Origin of the sequence: Azospirillum sp. TSH58 (assembly GCF_003119115.1) — a bacterium.
Classification (GTDB): Bacteria; Pseudomonadota; Alphaproteobacteria; order Azospirillales; family Azospirillaceae; genus Azospirillum.
In genome coordinates this window covers 289,366-311,174 of the sequence record NZ_CP022366.1, presented here as the reverse complement: position 1 = coordinate 311,174, position 21,809 = coordinate 289,366, and the positions used below count along the sequence as shown (strand labels likewise).

At 70.5% G+C, this 21,809-nt stretch carries 19 protein-coding genes; 8 read left to right on the top strand and 11 right to left on the bottom strand.

Annotated features, from left to right (window positions below; translation table 11 throughout):
- Positions 1-6: 6 nt before the first annotated feature.
- The 4 genes from TSH58p_RS20090 to TSH58p_RS20075 all read right to left on the bottom strand — a co-directional run bounded on the left by TSH58p_RS20090 (position 7) and on the right by TSH58p_RS20075 (position 7,308).
- Positions 7-2,427 (bottom strand): ATP-binding protein, encoded by a 2,421-nt coding sequence (locus TSH58p_RS20090; RefSeq protein ID WP_109072002.1) that lies wholly within the window; start codon positions 2,425-2,427, stop codon positions 7-9.
- Positions 2,424-3,815, bottom strand: a complete 1,392-nt coding sequence (locus TSH58p_RS20085; RefSeq protein ID WP_109071971.1) for an ABC transporter substrate-binding protein — start codon at positions 3,813-3,815, stop codon at positions 2,424-2,426. The genes TSH58p_RS20090 and TSH58p_RS20085 overlap by 4 nt, the downstream gene beginning before the upstream one ends.
- An 87-nt stretch (positions 3,816-3,902) precedes the next feature.
- Entirely contained in the window at positions 3,903-6,287 is a 2,385-nt protein-coding gene (locus TSH58p_RS20080; RefSeq protein WP_109071972.1) for an EAL domain-containing protein, read from the bottom strand.
- A 127-nt stretch (positions 6,288-6,414) separates the two neighbouring features.
- On the bottom strand, positions 6,415-7,308 hold the full coding sequence (locus tag TSH58p_RS20075) for a LysR family transcriptional regulator (protein WP_109071973.1): 894 nt from the start codon (positions 7,306-7,308) through the stop codon (positions 6,415-6,417).
- 277 nt (positions 7,309-7,585) lie between these two features.
- Here TSH58p_RS20075 and TSH58p_RS20070 point away from each other — a divergent pair, with 277 nt between their 5' ends.
- Both TSH58p_RS20070 and TSH58p_RS20065 read left to right on the top strand, forming a co-directional pair.
- A complete protein-coding gene (locus TSH58p_RS20070) occupies positions 7,586-8,044 on the top strand; it encodes a (2Fe-2S)-binding protein (protein ID WP_014199673.1) in 459 nt (152 codons plus the stop codon).
- Positions 8,045-8,047: 3 nt separating this feature from the next.
- Positions 8,048-10,252: a xanthine dehydrogenase family protein molybdopterin-binding subunit gene (locus TSH58p_RS20065; RefSeq protein ID WP_109071974.1), complete on the top strand. Its 2,205-nt coding sequence runs from the start codon at positions 8,048-8,050 to the stop codon at positions 10,250-10,252.
- Between the two features lie 117 nt (positions 10,253-10,369).
- On the opposite strand, the gene TSH58p_RS20060 is transcribed toward TSH58p_RS20065, so the two are convergent.
- A complete protein-coding gene (locus tag TSH58p_RS20060) occupies positions 10,370-10,753 on the bottom strand; it encodes a VOC family protein (RefSeq protein ID WP_109071975.1) in 384 nt (127 codons plus the stop codon).
- 168 nt (positions 10,754-10,921) lie between these two features.
- Complete coding sequence (locus tag TSH58p_RS20055; protein ID WP_040138311.1) at positions 10,922-11,350, bottom strand: Lrp/AsnC family transcriptional regulator; 429 nt, start codon at positions 11,348-11,350, stop codon at positions 10,922-10,924.
- Between the two features lie 131 nt (positions 11,351-11,481).
- Here TSH58p_RS20055 and TSH58p_RS20050 point away from each other — a divergent pair, with 131 nt between their 5' ends.
- Positions 11,482-12,621, top strand: a complete 1,140-nt coding sequence (locus TSH58p_RS20050; protein WP_109071976.1) for a saccharopine dehydrogenase family protein — start codon at positions 11,482-11,484, stop codon at positions 12,619-12,621.
- A 28-nt stretch (positions 12,622-12,649) separates the two neighbouring features.
- On the opposite strand, the gene TSH58p_RS20045 is transcribed toward TSH58p_RS20050, so the two are convergent.
- Positions 12,650-14,404: a thiamine pyrophosphate-dependent enzyme gene (locus TSH58p_RS20045; protein ID WP_109071977.1), complete on the bottom strand. Its 1,755-nt coding sequence runs from the start codon at positions 14,402-14,404 to the stop codon at positions 12,650-12,652.
- A gap of 233 nt (positions 14,405-14,637) precedes the next feature.
- Here TSH58p_RS20045 and TSH58p_RS20040 point away from each other — a divergent pair, with 233 nt between their 5' ends.
- The 4 genes from TSH58p_RS20040 to TSH58p_RS20025 all read left to right on the top strand — a co-directional run bounded on the left by TSH58p_RS20040 (position 14,638) and on the right by TSH58p_RS20025 (position 16,845).
- Positions 14,638-15,633, top strand: coding sequence for a PDR/VanB family oxidoreductase (locus tag TSH58p_RS20040; RefSeq protein WP_247874243.1), 996 nt, complete (start codon positions 14,638-14,640; stop codon positions 15,631-15,633).
- Positions 15,634-15,669: 36 nt separating this feature from the next.
- Positions 15,670-16,095: a PAS domain S-box protein gene (locus tag TSH58p_RS20035; protein ID WP_109071978.1), complete on the top strand. Its 426-nt coding sequence runs from the start codon at positions 15,670-15,672 to the stop codon at positions 16,093-16,095.
- 100 nt (positions 16,096-16,195) lie between these two features.
- Positions 16,196-16,525, top strand: coding sequence for a hypothetical protein (locus tag TSH58p_RS20030; RefSeq protein WP_109071979.1), 330 nt, complete (start codon positions 16,196-16,198; stop codon positions 16,523-16,525).
- Positions 16,526-16,671: 146 nt separating this feature from the next.
- Positions 16,672-16,845, top strand: coding sequence for a DUF1328 domain-containing protein (locus tag TSH58p_RS20025; protein WP_109071980.1), 174 nt, complete (start codon positions 16,672-16,674; stop codon positions 16,843-16,845).
- Positions 16,846-16,864: 19 nt separating this feature from the next.
- Here TSH58p_RS20025 and TSH58p_RS20020 read toward each other — a convergent pair whose 3' ends face one another.
- Positions 16,865-18,070, bottom strand: coding sequence for a S41 family peptidase (locus tag TSH58p_RS20020; protein WP_109071981.1), 1,206 nt, complete (start codon positions 18,068-18,070; stop codon positions 16,865-16,867).
- A gap of 86 nt (positions 18,071-18,156) precedes the next feature.
- Positions 18,157-19,089, bottom strand: a complete 933-nt coding sequence (locus TSH58p_RS20015; RefSeq protein WP_109071982.1) for a LysR family transcriptional regulator — start codon at positions 19,087-19,089, stop codon at positions 18,157-18,159.
- Positions 19,090-19,191: 102 nt separating this feature from the next.
- Between TSH58p_RS20015 and TSH58p_RS20010 the strand changes: the two genes are divergently transcribed.
- Positions 19,192-19,956 carry an SDR family NAD(P)-dependent oxidoreductase gene (locus TSH58p_RS20010; protein WP_109071983.1) on the top strand — a complete coding sequence of 255 codons (765 nt, stop codon included), beginning with the start codon at positions 19,192-19,194 and terminating at the stop codon, positions 19,954-19,956.
- A 56-nt stretch (positions 19,957-20,012) separates the two neighbouring features.
- Here TSH58p_RS20010 and TSH58p_RS20005 read toward each other — a convergent pair whose 3' ends face one another.
- A complete protein-coding gene (locus TSH58p_RS20005; protein ID WP_035682258.1) occupies positions 20,013-20,660 on the bottom strand; it encodes a DUF47 domain-containing protein in 648 nt (215 codons plus the stop codon).
- Between the two features lie 185 nt (positions 20,661-20,845).
- Positions 20,846-21,778: a transcriptional regulator GcvA gene (gene gcvA, locus TSH58p_RS20000; RefSeq protein WP_109071984.1), complete on the bottom strand. Its 933-nt coding sequence runs from the start codon at positions 21,776-21,778 to the stop codon at positions 20,846-20,848.
- Positions 21,779-21,809 lie beyond the last annotated feature (31 nt).

The window sequence follows — 21,809 nt, the reverse complement described above, 5'->3', positions numbered from 1 at the left end:
TGTCGCTCAGGCACGGGTCAGGGTCAGCAGGAAGACGGTTCCGCCGGGGCCGCTGTCGGCCACCGACAGGACGCCGCCGAAGTCCCGCACGATGTTGTAGGAGATCGAGAGGCCGAGGCCGAGCCCCGTGCCCACCGGCTTGGTCGTGAAGAAGGGATCGAACACCTGCCCGGCCACCGCGTCGGGAATGCCGGAGCCGCTGTCGCGCACCGTGATGCGCACGCTCCCGTCCGTCTCCTCCACGCCGATGGCGATGCGGCGCAGCGGGGCGTCGGCCACGGCGTCCAGCGCGTTGCTCAGCAGATTGACCAGCACCTGTTCCAGCCGCACCTCCTCCGCGCGGACGCGCAGCGGCTCGCCGGGGCGGCCCTCCGGCAGGTGCACGGCCACCTCCACGGCCTCCTCGCGCAGCCGGGTGTCGAACAGCGAGAGGGCGCCCTGCACCACCGGCGCCAGCTCGACCGCGCCCAGCCGGGTGTCGGGACGGCGGGCGAAGCGCTTCAGATGGTTGGTGATGTTGGCCATGCGGGCGGTCAGGTCGGCGATCTTGCCGAGGTTGCCCTCCGCCTCCGCGACCCGTCCGAGCGCGATCAGCTTGCGCCCGTTGTGGGCGTAGGAGCGGATGGCCGACAGCGGCTGGTTCAGCTCGTGCCCCACCCCGGCGGCGAGCTGCCCGAGCGCCGCCAGCTTGCCGGCCTGCACCAGCTCCGCCTGGGCGTCGCGCAGGTCGCGTTCGGCGCGCTGGTGCTCGGCGATGGCCCGCTCCAGCCGCGCGTTGGTGGTGCGCAGGTCGGCGGTGCGCTCCGCCACCGTGCGCTCCAGGATCTGCTGCGCCTCCACCCGCTCCGTCATGTCGGTCAGGGTGACGATGAAGCGCTGCTGCTGGCGGCGCCGGAAGGGGCGGATGCCCACCTGGACCGGCACCGGGCGACCGTCCGGCCGGCGCCCGGCGGTCAGGATGGAGAGGGACGGCACCGCCTCGTCCGGGGCCGCGCCGGCCTCGCGGAAGAAATCCTCCACGCGCCGCGCTCCGGCGGGGTCCAGCCGGTCCGCCAGACGCCCGTCCGCCGAACCGTCCGGCGCGGCGATCAGGGCGGCGGCCGGCGGGTTGACGAATTCGATCACCCCGTCGGCGTCGGTGGTCGCCAGCCCGGCCTGGGCGTTGTCGATGATGGCCTGGGCGTTGGCCTCCTCCACCGCGATGGCGGTGTCGCGGAAGACCAGCAGGGCCGCGGCCATCTGCGACAGCTCGTCGTTGCCGCCAAGCGGGATGTCCGCCTGGAGGTTGCCGGCGGCGATCTCGTGCGCCGCGCTGCCCAGCCGCGTCAGGCGGGAGATGATGCTGCGGTTGACGTACAGCCAAGCCACCAGCACCGCCACCAGCAGGCTGACCAGCGCGCTTGCCAGCAGGGCCGACCGTCCCTCGGCGATGGCCTGGGCCGACCGCGCGGCGGCGGCGCGGGAGGTGGTTTCCACCGACTGCACCTGCTGGGCGATCAGGCCGTTCAGCCGGGCCACCAGCTTCCGGTTCTCGGCCAGCAGGCCCTGCCCCCGGTCGGCCGCGGCCAGCTCCGCGCGGCGCAGCTCCGGGACGCTGCCCTCGCCGCGGGCCAGCTCCAGCAGGCGCGCGACGACCTGCGCCAGCGACACGCCGTCCGCCCAGTCGTCCAGGGTCGCCAGATCGCGCTGCAGCCGGTCGGCCGTCTCCTCCAGGAACCCGGCGTTGTCGTCCAGCGCCTCGGTGGTGGCCAGCGTCGCGGCCCGCGCGATCAGCCCGACCGCAAGGTTGCCGTTCGCCCCGATCTGCAGCACCGCCTCGCTGCGCCGGCTTTCCGCGCGCAGGACGCGGACCGCCTCGGCGGAGCGGGTGCCGGCCTCGACGAGGTCCAGCGCGCTCTGGATGTTGAAGCGGGCGTCGGTGACCAGCGGCTCGATCTCGTCGAGAAAGTCGGCGTGCAGCCAGCGCAGCCGCTCGATGCCCTCCTGGTTGCGGCGGGCCAGCGCCAGCCGGTGCCGCACGGTGGCGTCGAGGTCGGTCAGGTTGTGGCCGAGCGCGTCCGCCATCGGGCGCAGCCCGGGAACGCCGCGCTCCCCTTCCGCCGCCAGCGCGCGCAGCGCGGCGAGCCGGCGGCCCAGCGCGTCGCGGATCGCCCCAAGCTCCTGCTCCGTCTGGGCGTTGGCGAGGATCGGCGCGGTGGCGATGATGCTTCCGCCCTCCTCCGCCAGGCGCGCGGCAAGGCCCAGGGCGGGCAGATGGCTCTCCGCGAACTCGTCCAGCGTGCCGCCCAGCCGGTCGTAGGACAGCCAGCCCAGCCCGCAGGCGACCACCGACAGCGCCGCCACCGCGACGAAGGCCAGCAGCAGCCGCGCCCGGATGCCGAACCGCACGGGGCCGGGGGCCCGCTCGGCGACGGCCTCCACGCTCACGGCCACACCCCTTCGCCGCCGGCCACGCGCAGGATGATCAGCGCGCGTTCCGCCAGGGCCAGCGCCTCGTCCAAGCGCTGCCGGGAGAAGGCCCGCCACGCGGCCTCCAGCTCCGCCTGCCGGCTGGACACGGGCAGCCCGCGCGCCGGCCGGCGCAACGCCATGGAGAAGGCGGGGTCGGCGGCCTCCGCCGCGGAGACCGGGACGGCGGTGGCCGCCGCCCGCGCGGCGCGCAGCAGCTCCGCCGCGACCGGCTCGTGGGCCGCGGCGCCGTAGAGGGCGGACAGGCGCTCCTCCCCTTCGTGGATCAGCTGCCAGACCCGGTTCAGCGTCTTGACCCGGAAGGTCACCAGCTCGTCGAACAGCAGGTTCACCAGCTCGTAGCGGGCGCCGGACAGGGCGCGGTCGAACAGGAAGAGGTCGTCCCCCGTTTCCGTCCGGTAGGGGTCGGGATAGCCGGCGGGGGCCGCCGCGTAGGCGTCGGGCCGCACCGGCAGGCGCTGGATGTCCGGGCGGACGAGCAGCGCCTGACCGGCCGGGGACAGCAGGAAGTCGATGAAGGCCCCGGCTCCCTCCGGGTTCGGCGCGCCGCGCAGCAGGGCCACGCTGGCGGGAAGGAACAGGCTGTCGGCGGGATAGGCGAAGCGCAGGTCCTCCTCGTCCGACCCGGCGGACTGGCCGAGGAAGTCGATGCTCAGCCCGACGCCGAAGCGCCCCTTGGCGACGCCGTCGACCACGCCGTAGCTGCGCGCCGTCACGGTGGCGAGGTTGCCGGCGATCTCCAGCCACGTCGCCCAGCCGCGTTCCCACCCCTGCATCTGCAGAACGGTCTCGACCATCAGATGCATGGTGCCCGACCGCGACGGCGCGGTGATGCCGAGATGCCGGGCGTAGACGGGGCGGCGGAGATCCTCCCACCGCTTGGGCGCCGGCAGGCCGTGGCGATCCAGATAGCGCTGGTTCCACAGCAGCCCGTATCCCGACAGCGCGAAGCCGAGATAGGCGCCGTCCGGATCGTTGATCGGCTGGTTCCCGACGGTCGGCGGCGCCCCCGTCGGGCGGGCGGCGAGCGGCTGCAGGCGCTTGGCCGCCTTCAGCACCTCGAAGGCGTCGGGGGCGGACGCCCAGAAGACGTCCACGCCGTCGTCCGTACGCTCCTGCAGCTGGCTGATCGCGGCGGTGGTCTTGGTGTTGACGATGCGCAGGCGCCAGTCCGGGTGCGCGGCCTCGAAGGCCTCGCGCACCGGCTCGTAGAAGCCCGCGGGAAAGGACGTCAGCACCGTGACGGCGGTGCGGGTCTCCCGCCCGGCCGCGACCTCCGGCGGCAGGAACGGGAGCAGGAGAAGAGCGGCGACGAGACGCCCCGCGAAGGCACGCAATCCGGTCATGACGGGGGACACTGTGCGGCGGCCTTCGTCCGTTTGTCCAACGGTTCCGTCACACCCGCCCCTGCCGCGGGGGCGGCCGCCCCGCCCTCACGCCGGCTCGTAGAAGCGCGCCAGCTCCGACGCCGGGACCGGGCGCCCGATCAGATAGCCCTGGAGCTGGTTGCAGGATTCGTTCTTCAGCAGGGTCCGCTGCTCCTCCGTCTCCACGCCCTCCGCCGTGACGGCGATGTCCAGGCTCTTGGCGAGCGCCAGGATGGTGCGGATGATCGACAGGGACTCACGGTTCTCCGCCATCAGCTGGACGAAGGAGCGGTCGATCTTCAGCTTGTCGAAGGTGAATTTCTGGAGATAGCTGAGGCTGGAATAGCCGGTGCCGAAATCGTCGAGCGCGATGCGCACCCCGGCGGCCTTCAGCGCGGTCAGCGCGGCCAGGGCGCGCTCGGTGTCGTCGATCATCACCCCCTCGGTCACCTCGATCTCCAGCCGGTGCGGCGGCAGCCCCTCCTCCTCCAGGATGCCGAGGATGGTGGCCGGGAGGTCGGAATGGCGGAACTGGACCGGCGACAGGTTCACCGCCACCTTGACCGGATCGGGCCAGCTCCGGGCGTCCCGGCAGGCGGTGCGCAGAACGAACTCGCCGAGCTGCATGACCAGCCCGCTCTCCTCGGCCAGCGGCACGAACTCCGACGGCGGGATCATGCCGCGCTCCGGATGCTTCCAGCGCACCAGCGCCTCGAACCCCAGGACGCGGTGCGTCCGGCAATCCTCCAGCGGCTGGTAATGGACGCAGAGCGCGCCGTCGCTCAATGCTTGGCGCAGGTCGCGCTCCAGGCCGCGGCGGGCCTGCAGACGCTCGTCCATTTCCGCCTCGAAGAAGCGGAAGGTGCCCCGCCCCTCCGACTTGGCGCGGTAGAGCGCGGTGTCGGCGTGCTGGAGCAGCGCTTCCGCCCCGGCGCCGTCCTGCGGGAACAGGGCGATGCCGACGCTCGTCCCCACCACCATCCGCTGGCCGTCCAGCTCGGCCGGGGCGCCCAGCGCCTTCACCAGCCGGTCGGCCAGGGCCAGCGCCTCGCCCGGCTGGGCGATGCGGTGCAGGACGGCGAACTCGTCGCCGCTCAGCCGCGCCACCGTGTCGTGGCTGGGCACCGCCTCCAGCATGCGGCGGGCCATCTCCTGCAGCAGCCGGTCGCCCGCCGGGTGGCCCAGCAGGTCGTTCACCGCCTTGAAGCGGTCGAGATCCAGATAGAGCACCGCCACCCCGGTGTGCGCCCGCCCCGCGCTGGTCAGCGCGCCGTTCAGCCGGTCGAGGAACAGCGAGCGGTTGGGCAGGCCGGTCAGCAGGTCGTGGTGCGCCATGTGGCGGATGCGCTCCTCCGCCCGCTTGCGCTCGCGGATGTCGCGGACGGCGACGACGCGGGCCGGCCGGCCCTCGTGCGTGATGTCCTGCCCGTGCGCCTCGACCATCACCAGCGTGCCGTCGTCGTGCAGCAGATCCAGCTCCACCCGCTCGGAGGTCGGATGGGCCAGCTTGCGCTCGATGTCGGAGCGGCGGTTCTGCACCACGAAGCGCAGCATGGACTGGCCGATGAACGCGGCCGACGGCTTGCCCAGCAGCTCCGCCATGGCGCGGTTGACGTCGAGGACCACGCCGTCGCGGTGGATCACGATGCCTTCGGTGGTGGCGTCGGCGAGCTGGCGGAACCGCTCCTCGCTGGCCCGCAGCCGGGCCGCCTCGTTCGCCGTCCGCGCGGCCAGCCGCTGGTCGACGATGGCTCCGGCGAGGCCCAGCGCCATCACCACCGTGGCGGTCACCGCGATGGCGACCGCCAGCAGGCCCGGCTCCATGATCTGGTCGGACATGTCGTGCAGCGGGTCGGGGATCAGCGTGACGCCGGCCATGCCGGTGAAATGCAGCCCGCAGATGCCCAGCGCCAGCAGGCCCGCGCCGGCCGCCAGCCCCTTCAGCGACCCGATCCGCAGGGCGGCGGTGAAGCCCGCCCCGGCCAGCAGGACGCCCAGGCCCAGCGCCACCGCGACGTAGGCCGGATCGTAATGCAGGTTGGCCGGCACCTGGAGCGCCGCCATGCCGGTGAAATGCATGGCCGTCGCCGCGGCCCCGGCGACGGCGCCGCCGAGCGGAGCGGCCAGCCGCCCGCCGCCGATGGCGTGGCGGATGCCCAGCGCGGCGCCGCCGATGGCGATCAGGCTCGACAGGACCGTCAGGCCGACGTCGTAGCCCGTGGGCAGGCTCGTCCGGAAGGCCAGCATGGCGATGAAATGGGTCGCCCACACGCCGCCGCCGGTCGCCGTCGCGGCACCGGCCAGCCAGCCCCAGCGCGCCCGCCCCACCGCCGCCGCCGCGCGGCGGGCGAGGTTCAGGGACACCCAGGCACCGAATCCACAGACCGCCCCGGCCAGCAGCACAAGCCACAGATCGTGCTGCTGGGTTATGCAGGCATACACACGCATCATCCGGCGTTCATCCCGTTCCGGCGGCTTGGCGCCGCTTGATCCGATTACCTTAATCTTTTGGTACGTTAATAATCCTTTTTCGGATCTGGCCGGAGCGTGGAATAAGCATGCGTAAGTTGCACGGCTGCTACAGCCGATAGCGCAGCGCGTCCACCAGGGCGGCCAGGGCCGGGGGGATCTGCCGGCGGCTGGGGTAGTAGAGGTAATAGCCGGGGAAGGGCTTGCACCAGTCGTCCAGCACGCGGACCAGCCGCCCGGCGGCGATGTGCTCCGCCGCCTCGTCCTCGAAGATGTAGGCCAGCCCCCGCCCGTCCAGAACGGCGGCCATGATGACGTCCATGTCGTTGGACACCAGCGATCCCGACACCCGGACGTTCACCGGATGGCCGTCCTCCTCGAACTCCCAGACATAAAGGGCGCCGGACGAGGTGAAGCGGTAGTTGATGCAGTCGTGCCCGGCCAGATCCTGCGGGGCGCAGGGCACCGGACGCTGCGCGAAGTAGGAGGGCGCGCCGACGATGGCCGCCCGGATGTCCGGGCCGATGCGCACCGCGATCATGTCCTTCTCGACCTGCTCGCCCAGCCGGACCCCGGCGTCGAAGCGGCTGGCCACGATGTCGGTCAGGCTGCTGTCGATGGACAGCTCCACCTGCACCTCCGGATAGTCGGCGAGGAAGCCCGACAGAACGGGCCACAGCACCCGGACGGCGGCGTGCTTGCCGGTGGTGATGCGCAGCGTGCCGGCGGGCTTCTCGCGCAGTTCCCCCACCGCGGCCAGCCCGGCGGCGATGTCGTCCAGCGCCGGCCGCAGCGTGCGGAGCAGCCGCTGCCCGGCCTCCGTCGTGGACACGCTGCGGGTCGTCCGGGCCAGCAGGCGCAGGCCCAGCCGGTCCTCCAGCGCCTTCATGGCGTGGCTGAGCGCGGATTGGGACATGCCCAGCCGGGCCGCCGCCCGCGTGAAGCTCCCCTCCTCCGCCACGACGGCGAAGGCCGCCAGATCGCTGAGGTCGTTCCGGTTCATTCATGCACCAAATTCATAAGCTCAAGCGGATTGTACCGGCTATTCGGCTCGCAGCGAAGCGGTTAGGATGATCGTGGTCACGTTTGCGGGCCGAACGAACGGATAGGGCCGGCGCTTCCGCGGAAGACCAACTCCCACACTGGGATGTTTGCCACGCCCGCCGAACGGGACCACACTGAACACGGTCTTTTCGAAGCTGGGATTCACGCAGGAATTGCCCGCCGAAGGCCCGCATCATAATACCCGACAGGCAGAGTCGAGAGACAGGGATCATCCGATGATTCGTTTGAACATCAACGGGCAGGACCGGGACGTCGACGTGCCCGGCGACATGCCGCTTCTGTGGGTCCTGCGGGACGAATTGAACCTGACCGGCACCAAGTTCGGCTGCGGCATCGCCCAGTGCGGCGCCTGCACCGTCCATATGGACGGCACGCCGATCCGCGCCTGCCAGACCCCGGCGGAATCCGCCGCCGGCACCAAGATCACCACGATCGAGGGCGTGTCCGGCACGGTCGCCCAGGCCGTCCAGGCCGCCTGGCAGAAGCTGGACGTGGTGCAGTGCGGCTACTGCCAGTCCGGCCAGATCATGAGCGCCGTCGCCCTGCTGACCGACAACCGCAACCCCACGGACGACGACATCGACGCGGCGATGGACGGCAACGTCTGCCGCTGCGCCACCTATCCGCGCATCCGCGCGGCCATCAAGGACGCCGCCAAGGCGATGGGGGCCTGAGCCATGCTGAACCAGCTCATCAAGCAGGCGGCGGCCGACGTCGCCTCCCCCTCGCGCCGCGGCTTCCTGAAGGGGGCCGGCGGCGCCCTGGTGCTGGGCGCCATGCTGCCCCGGACGGGATTCGCCAGCGAGGCCGCCGCCCCCAAGGTCGTCGGCCCGGCGGACCCGCGCCCGCAGGCCTTCATCCGCATCGCCGCCGACGACACGGTCACCGTGCTGGTCAAGCATCTGGACAAGGGCCAGGGCATCATGACCGGCCTGACCACCATCGTCGCGGAGGAGCTTGACGCCGACTGGGCGCAGATGCGCGGCGCCTTCGCCCCGGCGGACGGCGCGCTCTACGCCAACCACTTCTTCGGCATCCAGGGCACCGGCGGCTCCACCGCCGTCGCCAACAGCTGGGACGAGCTGCGCATGGCCGGCGCCGCCGCCCGCGCCATGCTGGTCGCCACCGCCGCTGCGCGCTGGTCGGTCCCGGCCTCCGCCATCACCGTGGAAAAGGGCGTCGTCCGCCACGCCGCCTCGAACCGCAGCGCCCGCTTCGGCGAACTGGCGGAGGACGCGGCGAAGCTGCCCGTCCCGCAGAACGTCGCGCTGAAGGACGCCAAGGACTACAAGCTGATCGGCAACCCGTCGCTGCACCGGCTGGACCATGTGTCCAAGACCGACGGCACGGCGATCTTCGCCATGGACATCCGCCGCCCCGGCCAGGTGACGGCGGTGATGGCCCGCTCCCCCCGCTTCGGCGGCACGGTGAAGTCGGTGGACGCCGCGGCGGCGAAACAGGTTCCGGGCGTCCTGGAGGTTCTGACCGTGCCGAGGGGCGTCGCGGTCGTCGCCAGGAACACCTGGGCCGCCATGAAGGGCCGCGAGGCGCTGACGGTGGAGTGGGACGACGCCAAGGCGGAGATGCGCGGCACCGAGGAGATGCTCGCCGACTACCGCAAGCTGGCCGACCAGCCGGGCAACGTGGCCACCGACACCGGCGACGCGGCGAAGGCGCTGGCCGGCGCCGCCAAGGTGGTGGAGGCGGAGTTCGTCTTCCCCTACCTTGCCCACGCCCCGATGGAGCCGCTGAACGCGACCGTGGAGCTGACTCCCGACGGCGGCTGCACCATCTGGGCCGGCTCGCAGTTCCAGGGGGTCGAGCAGAAGGTCGTCGCCGCCATGCTCGGCTGCAAGCCGGAGCAGGTGGTCATCAACACCGTCTGGGCGGGCGGCAGCTTCGGCCGCCGCGCCACGACCGACGCCGACTACATCGCGGAGGCGGTGTCCATCGCCAAGGCCTATGGCGGCAAGGCGCCGGTCCATCTGGTGTGGACGCGCGAGGACGACATCCGCGGCGGCCGCTACCGCCCGCTGTTCCTGCACAAGGTGAAGGCCGGCCTGGACGCCGGGGGCAAGCTGGTGGCGTGGCGGCAGAAGATCGTCGGGCAGAGCTTCATGGAGGGCACCCCGTTCGAGGCCGTGATGGTCAAGAACGGCGTGGACGCGACCTCGGTCGAGGGGTCCTCGGACATGGCCTACGCCGTGCCGAACCTGTATGTCGATCTGCAGTCGCCGAAGTCCCCGGTCACCACCCTGTGGTGGCGCTCGGTCGGCCACACCCACACCGCCTACGCCAAGGAGGTGATGATCGACGAGCTGGCCGCGGCGGCGGGCAAGGACCCGGTGGCCTTCCGGCTGGAGATGCTGAAGGACCACCCGCGCCTCCAGGGCGTGCTGAAGCTGGCGGCCGAGAAGGCCGGCTGGGGCCAGCCGCTGCCCAAGGGCAAGGGCCGCGGCATCGCCGTGCATGAGAGCTTCAGCAGCTTCGTCGCCCACGTCGCCGAGGTCTCCGTGGACGACCAGGGCCGTATCACCATCGACCGCGTGGTCTGCGCGGTGGATTGCGGGCAGGTCGTGAATCCGAACATCGTCGAGGCGCAGATCTCCGGCGGCACCGGCTGGGCCATCGGCCACGCGCTGCGCGACGAGATCACGCTGACCGGCGGCGTGGTGGACCAGAGCAACTTCGACACCTACCAGCCGCTCCGCAATTCGGAGATGCCCCCGGTCGAGGTGCACATCCTCCCCTCCACGGCCCGTCCGACCGGCGTCGGCGAGCCCGGCGTGCCGACCGCCGCCCCGGCGGTGGCCAACGCGGTCTTCGCCGCCACCGGCAAGCGCCTGCACCACCTGCCCTTCACCCGCTCGGGCATGGTGTAAGCGCCGTCACGTTGGAGAAAGCCCCTCTTCCCATCCGGGGAGAGGGGCTTCTTTTTTCGGCTATCCGCATTTCGCGGTTGATCAAACCCTCAGCGAAGCAACGCCCCGGCCGCGACCTTATCTGGGGTTCGGAGTTATGGGCGCGCCGATCCGCAGCAGATTGCCGTCCGGATCGATGTGGGCAAACTCGCGCAGGCCATAGGGCGTGTCGGCAAGGGCGGTCAGACGACCATCGACTTTGGCGGCCTGCCACGCCGCATACAACGCGTCAGCGTCGTTGACGTAGAGATAGCAGGCCGCCGTTGAGCGTGCTGGTTCCAGGTCGGGAACCAACGCCAAGTGAAGGGTCACGTCGCCCCAGGCAAGAAAGCCGTAAATCGGTTCCTCGACCGTATCATTGTAGGCGGACGCCTCAAAGCCAAGACGCCGGTAATGGGCGAGCGCTGCGCGCACGTCCCGGACCGGCAAAATCGGCGTTACCCGTTCGAACTGAACAGCCATCGTGCTCTCATCCCCAGTCTCCAACCGTAACCCACGATGCAGGAGAGGCGCGGCGAAGCACAAGCCTGAGGGGTCCGACCTCAACGGGGCTTGGAAACGGACGAACGCGCCTTGCGGTTTGTTCGCGTCCTTTTTGCCCTCCAACCACGAAATGCGAACAGCCTTTTCTCACCGCTCGAACTTCGTCGCCATGATGATCGACGAGGTCGTCCGCTCGATGCCGTCGATGGCGCCGATGCGGTCGATCAGCGCGTCCATCTCCTCCATGGTTCCGGTCCGCACGACGGCGATCAGGTCGTGCGCGCCGCTGATGGCGTGGAGCGCCCGCACCTCCGGAATCCGCTTCAGCGCCTGGACCACGGCGGCGGTCAGCTTGGGCGACAGGTTGATGGAGACGTGGGCGCGGATCATCCGGCGCGCCGTCTCGTCCGACAGCCGCACCGTGTAGCCGGCGATCACGCCGCGCTCCTCCAGCCGCTGGATGCGGCTCTGCACCGTGCTGCGCGACACGCGCAGGCGGCGGGCCAGCGCGGCGGTGGGCTCCCGCGCGTTGTCCTGAAGCGCGTCGAGAAGATGCTGATCCAGCTCGTCCATCATATCGCCGGCCTTTCCGTCATTATGCCGACCATTGTCGGGCGTTTCGGCACCCTGCACCCTGCACATCGACAGGCCGTCCGGTCAAGATTGCGTCATAACGACGCAAACCAAGAAGCAGGGGGTATGGGACGATGCGCGACATTCTTCTGATGGGCGGCGGCAAGATCGGCGAGACCATCGGCGACTTCCTGAAAGCCACGGGCGATTACCGGGTGACCGTCGCCGACCGTTCGGCGGACGCGCTGGAGCGGCTGCCCGCCCACCCGCGGATGGAGACGCGCGTGGTGGACGCCGCCGATCCCGCCGACCTCGCCGAAGCGATGCGCGGCAAGTTCGCGGTGTTGAGCGCGCTGCCCTATCACCTGACGGTCGGCGTGGCGGAGGCGGCGCGGGACGCCGGCACCCATTACCTCGACCTGACGGAGGACGTGGCGAGCACGCGGCGCGTCAAGGAGCTGGCGGACGGCGCGCGCTCGGCCTTCATCCCGCAATGCGGGCTGGCGCCGGGCTTCATCTCCATCGTCGCCAACGACGTGGCCTCGCGCTTCGACACGCTGGACACGGTGCGGATGCGCGTCGGCGCCTTGCCGAAATACCCGTCCAACGCCCTGAACTACAACCTGACCTGGAGCACCGAGGGCGTCATCAACGAGTATCTGGAGCCCTGCGAGGCCATCGTCGAAGGCCGCCTCGTCTCCGTCCCGCCGCTGGAGGAGCGCGAGGAGTTCTCCCTCGACGGCGTGCTGTACGAGGCGTTCAACACCTCGGGCGGGCTGGGCACGCTGTGCGAGACGCTGGCGGGCAAGGTGCGGACGCTCAACTACCGCTCCGTCCGCTATCCGGGGCACCGCGACCTGATGAAGGCGCTGCTGCACGACCTGCGGCTGGGCAGCCGGCGGGAGCTGCTGAAGGACATCCTGGAGCACTCGATCCCGGCGACCCTCCAGGACGTCGTGCTGATCTTCGTGACGGTGACCGGGACGAAGCGGGGCCGGCTGCTCCAGGAGACCTACGCCAACAAGATCTACGGGCGGGAGATCGGCGGCACCTTCTACAACGGCATCCAGATCACCACCGCGTCGGGCATGTGCGCCGTGCTCGACCTGCTGGCCGACGGCACGCTGCCGCAGCGGGGCTTCGTCAAGCAGGAGGAGGTGCGCTACGCCGACTTCATCGCCAACCGCTTCGGGCGCAACTACGCGATGACCGACGCGGCGCCCCAGCAGGGATCGCAGCAGGGATCGCAGCGGGGGGAGGGGCGCGCCGCCTGAGCGGGCGCCCCACCCCCAACGGGCCGCGTCAGATCACCTCGCGGGCGCGGCCTTTGAAGACGGTGGCGGCGATCTTCAGGGCGTCGGGGGTGCCGCGGGCCAGCGCCTCCGTGAAGTGCAGGGCCTGCTTGGCCTGGACCTTCGGCGGCATCGGCGGCTCGTTGGTGTCGACGAGGCAGTCCACGACCACCGGTCCGGGATGTGCAAGGGCGGCGTCCAGCGTGGCGCCGCAGTCCTTCGGATCGGTGACGGTGAAGCCCTTGCCGCCGCAGGCCTCCGCGACCTTGGCGAAGTCGATGGGCTGGAGGTCGCAGACATACTCCGGGTTGCCCAGCATGGCGATCTGCTCCCACTTGATCTGGCCGAGCGAGTTGTTGTTGTTGATGATGACCTTGATCGGCAGCTTGTACTTCACCGCCGTGGCGAATTCGGCCATCAGCATGGAAAAGCCGCCGTCCCCGACATAGGCGACCACCTGCCGTCCGGGATGGGCGAGCTGCGCCGCGATGGCGTAGGGAACGCCCGGCGCCATGGTGGCGAGGTTGCCGGACAGGGAGTGCATCTGGCCGCGCCGCGCCGGGATCTGCCGCGCCCACCAGGTGGCGATGGTGCCGCTGTCGCAGGCGACGATGGCCGTGTCGGACAGGCGCTTGCCCAGCTCCCACGCGACGACCTGCGGCTTCATCGGCAGGTCCGGACGGGTGCCGCGCTCCTCCATCAGCCTCATCCAGTCCGCCTTGCCCGCCTGCGCCGTCTTCAGGAAGGAGCGGTCCTCGTGCCGCCGCACCCGCTCGGTCAGGATGTCCAGCGCCAGCCCGCAGTCGCCGACCAGCCCGGCCTCCACCGGATAGCGCAGGCCGATGCGCGCCGCGTCGATGTCGATCTGGATGGCGCGGGCCTGCCCCGGCTTCGGGTAATACTCGATGTAGGGGAAGGTCGAGCCGGCGATCAGCAGCGTGTCGCAGGTCTCCAGCGCCTCCTGCGAGGGGGCGGTGCCGAGCAGCCCGACCTGACCGGTGGTGAAGGGGCTGTCGTCCGGCACCGCGGCCTTGCCCAGCAGCGCCTTGACGATCACCGCCCCCAGCTTGTCGGCCAGCCGTTCGAGCTGGTCGGTCGCCTTCAGCGCGCCCTGGCCAGCCAGGATGACGATGCGCTTGCCGGCGTCGAGGATCTCCACGGCGCGGCGGGTCTGCGCCTCCGACGGGACGGGCAGCTGGGGGGCGAACAGGGCGGTGTTGTGGCCCTTCACGTTGCGCGGCGCCCGCATGTCGGCGCCGATGCCCTGCTCCTGCAGATCGACGGGGATGGTGATGTGCGACACGCCGCGGTGGGCGAGCGCGGTGCGGCAGGCGAGGTTGGCGATGTTGCGCACATGCGCCGCCCCCATGATGCGCTGGTTGTAGAGCGCGACGTCCTGGAACACCTTGTCCAGCTCCACATCCTGCTGGGTGTAGGTGCCGACGAGGTCGTGGTATTGCAGCCCGGTGATCGCCAGCACCGGCTGGTGGTCGAGCTTGGCGTCGTAGAGACCGTTCAGCAGATGCAGCCCGCCGGGGCCGGAGGTGGCGATGCACACGCCCAGCCGCCCGGTGAACTTGGCGTAGCCGCAGGCGGCGAAGGCCGCCGCCTCTTCGTGCCGGACCTGGATGAAACGGATCTCGTCCTGGCGGCGGCGCAGCGCCTCGACGATGCCGTTGATGCCGTCGCCGGGCATGCCGAAGATCGTGTCCACACCCCAATCCACCAGGACATCCACCAGGATGTCGGAAGCCGTGCTCGCCATGCGGGAGTCTCCGTCGCAAACGGTCGTGATGAAGTCGTTCGATCCTTCGGCAACCGGGCGGAGCCGGGACGGTTCCCCGAAAGGCGGGGCGGAATTGCCTCTTGACCTCAAGTTAACTTGAGGTCTTAGAGTGGTCGCAATGTATCTGGCATGCCAGCGACGCTCCGCACAGACCGGACGTCCGGACGCAGGCCGAAGTGCAGGACCGAACAACCACCCTGGCGGGCCAAAGAATGACGACATCCGGTCTAAGGGAGAGTGCGCAGCGGTCGCCGGCGACGACACGGTCGCTGCGCGTCCATCATATGGAGCGGGTGGCACCGCAGGTGCTGATGGTGGAATTGCGCGACCCGGACGGCGAGCCCCTGCCGCCCTACGAGCCGGGGGCGCACATCGACGTGCATCTGCCGGACGGAGCGGTGCGCTCCTACTCGTTGTGCGGCGATCCGGCGGATCGTGCCGCCTACCGGATCGCCGTACTCAATCAGCCGGGCGGGCAAGGGTCGCGCTTCATCCATGGGGATTTGCGGCTCGGCACCGCCGTCACCATCGCTCCGCCCCGCAACAACTTCCGCTTCGACGCCGCCCCGCGCTACCGGTTCATCGCCGGGGGCATCGGCATCACGCCCCTGCTGCCGATGATCCGCGAGGCGGCGCGCCGGGGAGCCGACTGGGACCTTCATTACTGCGTGCGCAGCGCGGCCGAGGCGCCGTTCCTCGCCGAGCTTCGCGAACTGGACAGCGACCGGGCGGTGGGCCGGGTGGTGGTGCACGCCGCGGACGAAGGCCGGCGGCTGGCGGTGGGCGACCTGCTCGCGGCGACAGCCGACGATGCCCTGATCTACTGCTGCGGCCCGCAGCGCTTGATGGACGCGGTCGCGGACGCCGCGCGGCCGTCGCAGGACGTGCGCTTCGAATGGTTCGCGCCGCGCTCGGATGCGGGGCGTGACGCGGCGCCGGACGGTCGCTTCGAGGTCGTCTGCGCCCGCTCCGGCGTGACCGTCACGGTGACGGAAGGGGTGAGCGTGCTCGACGCGCTCGACGCCGCGGGTGTTTCCGTCGCCTCGTCGTGCGAGCAGGGCATCTGCGGCACCTGCGAGACGGCGGTGCTGGAAGGGGAGCCCGACCATCGCGACAGCGTCCTGTCCGACGCCGAGCGCGCCGCCGGAAAGACGATGATGATCTGCGTGTCGCGCGCCCGCGGCGCACGCCTGGTCCTGGACATTTGAATCGGGCACATCGCAACGGAAGGACAGGGGGAATTTATGACCGAGGACGACCTGAAACGGCTGGGGCTGGCGCTGCTGAACAGCCCGGCCGAGGCCATCGCCTATTCCGACCAGAAAGGCATCATCCGCTTCTGGAACGCGGGGGCCGAGCGTGTGTTCGGCTTCACCGCCGACGAGGCGCTCGGCCAGTCGCTGGACATCATCATTCCGGACCGCCAGCGCCAGCGGCATTGGGACGGCTACGATCAGGTGATGAAGACGGGGGTGAGCCGGTACGGCAGCGGCGACCTGCTGTCGGTGCCGGCGACGCGCAAGGATGGAACCCGCATCTCGGTGGAGTTCACCATCGTGCCGCTGAAGGACGCGGAGGGGGCGATGCTGGGGATGGCGGCGGTCATGCGCGACGTCACCGCCCGGTTCGACGAAATGAAGGCCCTGCGCCGTCAGGCGGCCGGACGCTGAAGCGCCTGTTGCCGCCCGGGCTGTCAAAAGCGGAACCCTCCCGGACGGAGGCAGTTGAGAGGAGGCGATATTCTCAAGACATCAGCGTAGGGAGTGCGACATGCGCAATCTGATGATCGCGGCGTCGGCCGCGATGCTTCTGGCCGCCTGTTCGGGCATGGACGGCGGTGAAACAGGCAGCCGCGGCATGAACAGCGGCGGCTCCGGAAGCGGCCTCACCGGCGGCGGCACGTCCGGCAGCCAGGGCGTGGACGAGCCCAACGTCAACCCGAACGCGACCAGCTCCAGCCCCGGTCCCTACAGCGGCGGTTCTTACAGCGGGTCCGGCGTGAGCGAACCGCAAAGCCGCACGCGGTCGCCCAACGAGTCCGGCATGGACCAGGGCATGACCCGCCAATCCCTGCCGAATCGCTCGGGCACCGGGTGGTAACCCGCAACGGAACGGCCATCCTGCGGAATTCCGGCCCCCGACGCATAGGGTGAGCCGGGCCGGCCGCTGCGGGAACCCGCGGCGGTCCGCGAGGTTCCTACCCTGCCGGACGTGCCGGCGGGGTTTCGGAAGCGCAGGAGCGGTCCATGCTGAAATGGGCGTTGATCTTTTTCGTGGTGTCTCTGGTGGCCGGCGCGCTCGGCTTCACCAACGTGTCGTCAGCCACCGCGGGGGTCGCGAAGATCCTCTTCGGGATCGCGCTGATCATCTTCCTGATCTTCCTGGTGCTCGCCCTGCTGGCCGGCGAGGTGATCTTCTGAGTCGTCGGCGGGCCCCCCGTCAGCGGGAGCGGAGAATGGACAGCGCGCGGGCGAAGGCCTGATCGTTGGCGGCGTTGGGAATGCCGCCGGACGGCGGGGCGGACTGCCCGTCCTCCGCGGCCGGCTCGGCGATGGTCTCGTCGGGCTGGATGCCGATCTGGTGGATCGACTGGCCCGACGGCGTGTAGTAGCGCGCCGTTGTCAGCTTCAGCGCCCCGCTGTCGAAGGGGATGACGCTCTGGATGATCCCCTTGCCGAAGGTCGTCGTGCCGATCACCGTCGCGCGTCGATGGTCCTTCAGCGCCCCGGTCAGGATCTCCGCAGCGGAGGCCGACTTCGCGTTGACCAGCACCACCAGCGGCAAACCGTCCGTCTCGTCGCCGGGGGTGGCGGTGTAGGTCTTGTCGGCCCCGCGCCCCGGACCGCGGGCGGTCAGGATGGTTCCCTTGTCCAGGAAGGCGTCGGCCACGCGGACGCTCGCCTGCACCAGCCCGCCGGGATTGTCGCGCACATCGATGATGAAGCCGCCGATGTCCGGCCCGATGCGGTCGCGCAGCGAGCGGATGGCCGTGCTGACCCCGGTGGCGGTCTGGCGGTCGAAGCGGGCGATGCGGATGTAGCCCACCGTCCCGACGGCGGCCAGCCGGACCGAGGGGATGCGCAGCTTGCCGCGGACCACGCTGACCTCGAAGGGGTCGGGCATGCCGGCGCGCAGGACGGTCAGCGACACCGCCGCGCCTTCCGGCCCGCTCAGCATCTGCTTGACGGTCGCCAGCTCCGCCCCGCCCACCGGCTGCTGGTCCACCGCCAGGATGACGTCGCCGGAGCGCAGCCCGGCGGCCTCGGCGGGGGATTCGGGAACGGTTTCGGCGATGCGGACGCGGGTGCCGTGGGCCTCGTAGCGGATGCCCAGCCCGGCGAAGGCGCCGTCGTTCGACGCCTGCAACTGCCGGTATTCGCCGTCGTCCAGATAGGCGGAGTAGCGGTCCCGCCCGGCCATCGCCTTGATGGCGATGTCGACCAGCTCGTGGTCGGTCAGCGGTTCGACATACTGGCCCCGGATGGTGCGCAGCGCCCGGACGAAGCGGTCGATCTCCTCCGCTTCCGTGCTGTGGCCGTAGGGGGTGGAGTCGCCTGCGGCCTGCGCGCTCCGTCCGGTGGTCATGCCCCCCGGGATCGCGAGGAAGGCGCAAAGGGCGGCGGCGGTGACGAGGCGCAGCTTCACGGCGGCAATCTCTCGGGATCGGAGCGGCGATGCTTCGAAATTAGCCGTGAATTGGTTTATGTACCGTTAACCATAACCGGAGCGTGTTAGTTCTTGCCCGCGTCGACGGACCGCCGCCATGCCGGTTCCGACAGACGTTCGATGAGGAAGTCGGCGAGAACCCCGACCTTCGCCGGGCGCGTGCGGGCCGAGGGCGTGACGAAGTAGAGCCCGCCCTTCGGCAACGACCAGTCGGTCAGGATGGCGGTCAGCCGCCCGTCCGCCAGATGGTCCGCGGCCATGAACTCCGGAAGTTCGGCGATCGCCAAGCCCTCCAGCAGCATCGGCACCAGGGCGTCGGCGTTGGTGACCCGCAGCGGGCCGGACGGCGTCACGCTCTCCTCCTCGCCGGCGCTGTTGGTGAAGTGCCAGATGTCCTGCCGCCGCCGGTACGCGTAGCCCAGGCAATGGTGGTCCTTCAGGTCACGCGGATGCCGGGGCAGGCCGTGGCGGGCGATGTAGCCGGGGGCGGCAAGGACGACGGGGGCGACCGGGCACAGCCGCCGCGCCACCAGCGAGCTGTCCGGCAGCACGGCGATCCGCAGCGCGGCGTCGAAGCCCTCGCCCACCAGATCGACGGTCGCGTCGCTCAGATGCAGGTCGATGGAAATCTCCGGATAGAGGCGGAAGAAGTCCGGCAGCAGGGGCGCCACCCAGCGCAGCCCGAACGACATCGGCACCGCCAGACGGATCAGACCGCGCGGGCGGCTGGACAGTTCGCGCGCCGCGTTCTCGGCCGCCTCCGCCTCGTCGTAGAGGCGCATCGCGCGCTCGGCCAGGGAATGGCCGAAATCGGTCAAGGCCAGCCGGCGCGAGGTTCGGTTGAACAGCCGTCCGCCCAGCCGCTCCTCCAGCCGGCCGACCGCGCGCGACACCGTGGCGACCGACACCCCCATGGCGCGGGCCGCACCGGCGAAGGAGCGCTCCTCCACCACCTTGGCGAACATCGCCAGGCCTTCGAAATCCGGCAGCTTCGACATCGCCAATCCTGCAACGATGGTTTTCAGTCGTTTCTATTTCGATGCGTTCCGGACGTCGATAGCTTTGTGACCAGCCAATGACCCAAACCAAGGAGAATTCGGATGTCACGCAAGCTCGACGGCAGGATCGCCCTCGTCACCGGCGCCACCAGCGGCATCGGCCTCGCCGCGGCCAAGCGCTTCGCCGCCGAAGGCGCCGTCGTCTATCTCACCGGCCGCCGCCGGTCCGAACTGGAGGCCGCGGTCGCGGCGATCCGCGCCGCCGGCGGCACGGCGACGGGGGTGCAGGCCGACTCGTCCGATCTGGCCGATCTCGACCGGCTCTATGCCCAGATCCACAGCGAGGCGGGCCGCCTCGACGTGCTGTACGCCAACGCCGGCGGCGGCGGCATGCTGCCGCTGGGCGCCATCACCGAGGAGCAGTACGAGGACACCTTCAACCGCAATGTGAAGGGCGTGCTGTTCACCGTGCAGAAGGCGCTGCCGCTGCTCGGCCGGGGCGCGTCGGTGATCCTCGCCGGGTCCACCACCGGCAGCATGGGCACCGCGGCCTTCAGCGTCTACAGCGCCAGCAAGGCGGCGGTGCGCAACTTCGCCCGCAGCTGGATCCTCGACCTGAAGGACCGCGGCATCCGCGTCAACACCCTCAGCCCCGGTCCGATCCGGACGCCGGGTCTGGTCGAACTGGCCGGTCCGGACGCGGCGCAGCAGCAGGGCTTGGTGGATTATCTGGCGGCGCAGGTGCCGCTGGGCCGCGTCGGCGATCCCGACGAAATCGCCAAGGCCGCCGTCTTCCTGGCGTCGGACGACAGCAGCTTCGTCAATGGCGTGGAACTGTTCGCCGACGGCGGCATGGCCCAGGTCTGAGCCGAATGTGAGCGGGGAGCGACTTTCGCTCCCCCGCCCTTGGGCGAGAACCGCCCTTACGCCTGATCCAGGGTGATGCCTTCGATCAGGTCGCCCACGTCGTCGCAGCGGTCGGTGACGGCTTCCAGCAGTTCGTAGACCTCGCGGCGGCCCAGGAAGTCGATCATCTCCGGACGCTCGGCGATCAGGGACTTCATGGCGTCGCGCAGGATCTCGTCGGCCTCGTCCTCCAGGTCGGAGATCTGGCCGCAGATGTGCAGGATGCGGTCGGCGTGGACGGAGATCTTGGTCAGCAGCGGCATGACCTCGGACAGCAGGGCGGCCTGACGGCGGCCGATCGCCGCCATGCGCATCATCCGGTCGTCGAAGGTCTCGATGCCGTAGAGCGCGGCGAGGCGCGGCACCTCGTCCATCAGGTCGATGCAGTCGTCCAGCGCGTTGATCAGCGCCTGGATCTCCGACCGGTCGAAGGGCGTGATGAAGGCGCGGTGCAGCCCGCGCCCGGCGTCCTTGGCGACGCGGTCGGCGTCCTTCTCGATCCGCTTCAGCGTCGCGGTGCGGTCGGCGCGCTCCTCCGGACCGGCCTGCATGACGGCTTCCAGGGCGGCGGCGGCGTCGACGATGTGGCGGGCCTGCTCGATGAATTGCTCAATGACCCGCTCTTCCTTCGGCATCATGGAGCGGATGGCGCGCAGCAGCAGCATGGAAACGGTTCTCTCGGTCGGTTCTGCCGTTTCCTCTTAACGCCGGGCGTCATGAATTTGCAGCAAAAACGTCATACGGGCAGGGCCTGTCTGCCCTGACGAAGACGCCCCGTCCCGGCCCTCTCCCCTCCCCCGATCGGTCGAGAAGAGATTTTCGCTGTGTTTCCAATCGCTTCGGACGTGGCTCACGCCGTGTTGGCGGTGCGCGCGGAAGCGATCGCATCCGCGGCCTCGCAGGCCCCCAGCAGCCATTCCCGGAACGCCACCAGCGGCGGGTGGTGCGCGCGGGATGGCGGGTGGACGAGGTGATAGGCGCGGTCCGGGTTCCGGTAGGGCCGGTCCAGCGCCGGAACCAGCGCCCCGTCCCGCATCTCGGCCTGGACCAGAAGGGTCGGCAGCAGCGCCACCCCCAACCCGGTGATCGCCGCCTGGGCGGTGGTGGAGAACTGCTCGAAGAACATGCCGGCGCCCTCATGCCGCTCGATGCCCTGGGCGGCGAACCAGTCCCGCCAGGCCTCCGGCCGGCTGGTGGTGTGCAGCAGGGGCAGGGCCACGAGGTCCGCCGCCGCGCGGATCGGGTGGGCGGCCAGGAAGGACGGGGCGCAGAGCGGCAGGACCTCCTCCTCCATCAGCCGCTCGCACACGGCGCCGGGCCAGTCGGCGGCGCCGAAATGGATGGCGGCGTCCAGATCCTCTGACCGGAAGTCGAAGGGCTCCATCTTCGTCATGAAATGGATGATGACCTGCGGGTGGGCCGCCTGGAAGGCGGGCAGGCGCGGCACCAGCCAGCGCGTGCCGAAGGTCGGCAGGACGGCCAGCTTCAGCACGCCGCCCTGCGGCGCGGTCATGACCCTGAGCGTCGCCGCCCCCACGCGGTGCAGCGCCTCCCGCACCTCCGCCGCGTAGGATTCGCCGGCCGGGGTCAGGGTCACCCGCTGGTCGCGGCGCACGAACAGCGGGACGCCGAGCTGGTCCTCCAGCGCCTTGATCTGCCGGCTGACGGCGCCCTGGGTCAGCGCCAGCTCCTGCGCCGCGGCGGTGAAGCTGCCGGTGCGCGCCGCCGCCTCGAAGGCGGAGAGCGCGCTCATGGACGGGAGAAGGCGGCGTTGCAGACCCATGGGTCATGACTATAGCTCATGACCCGGGGAA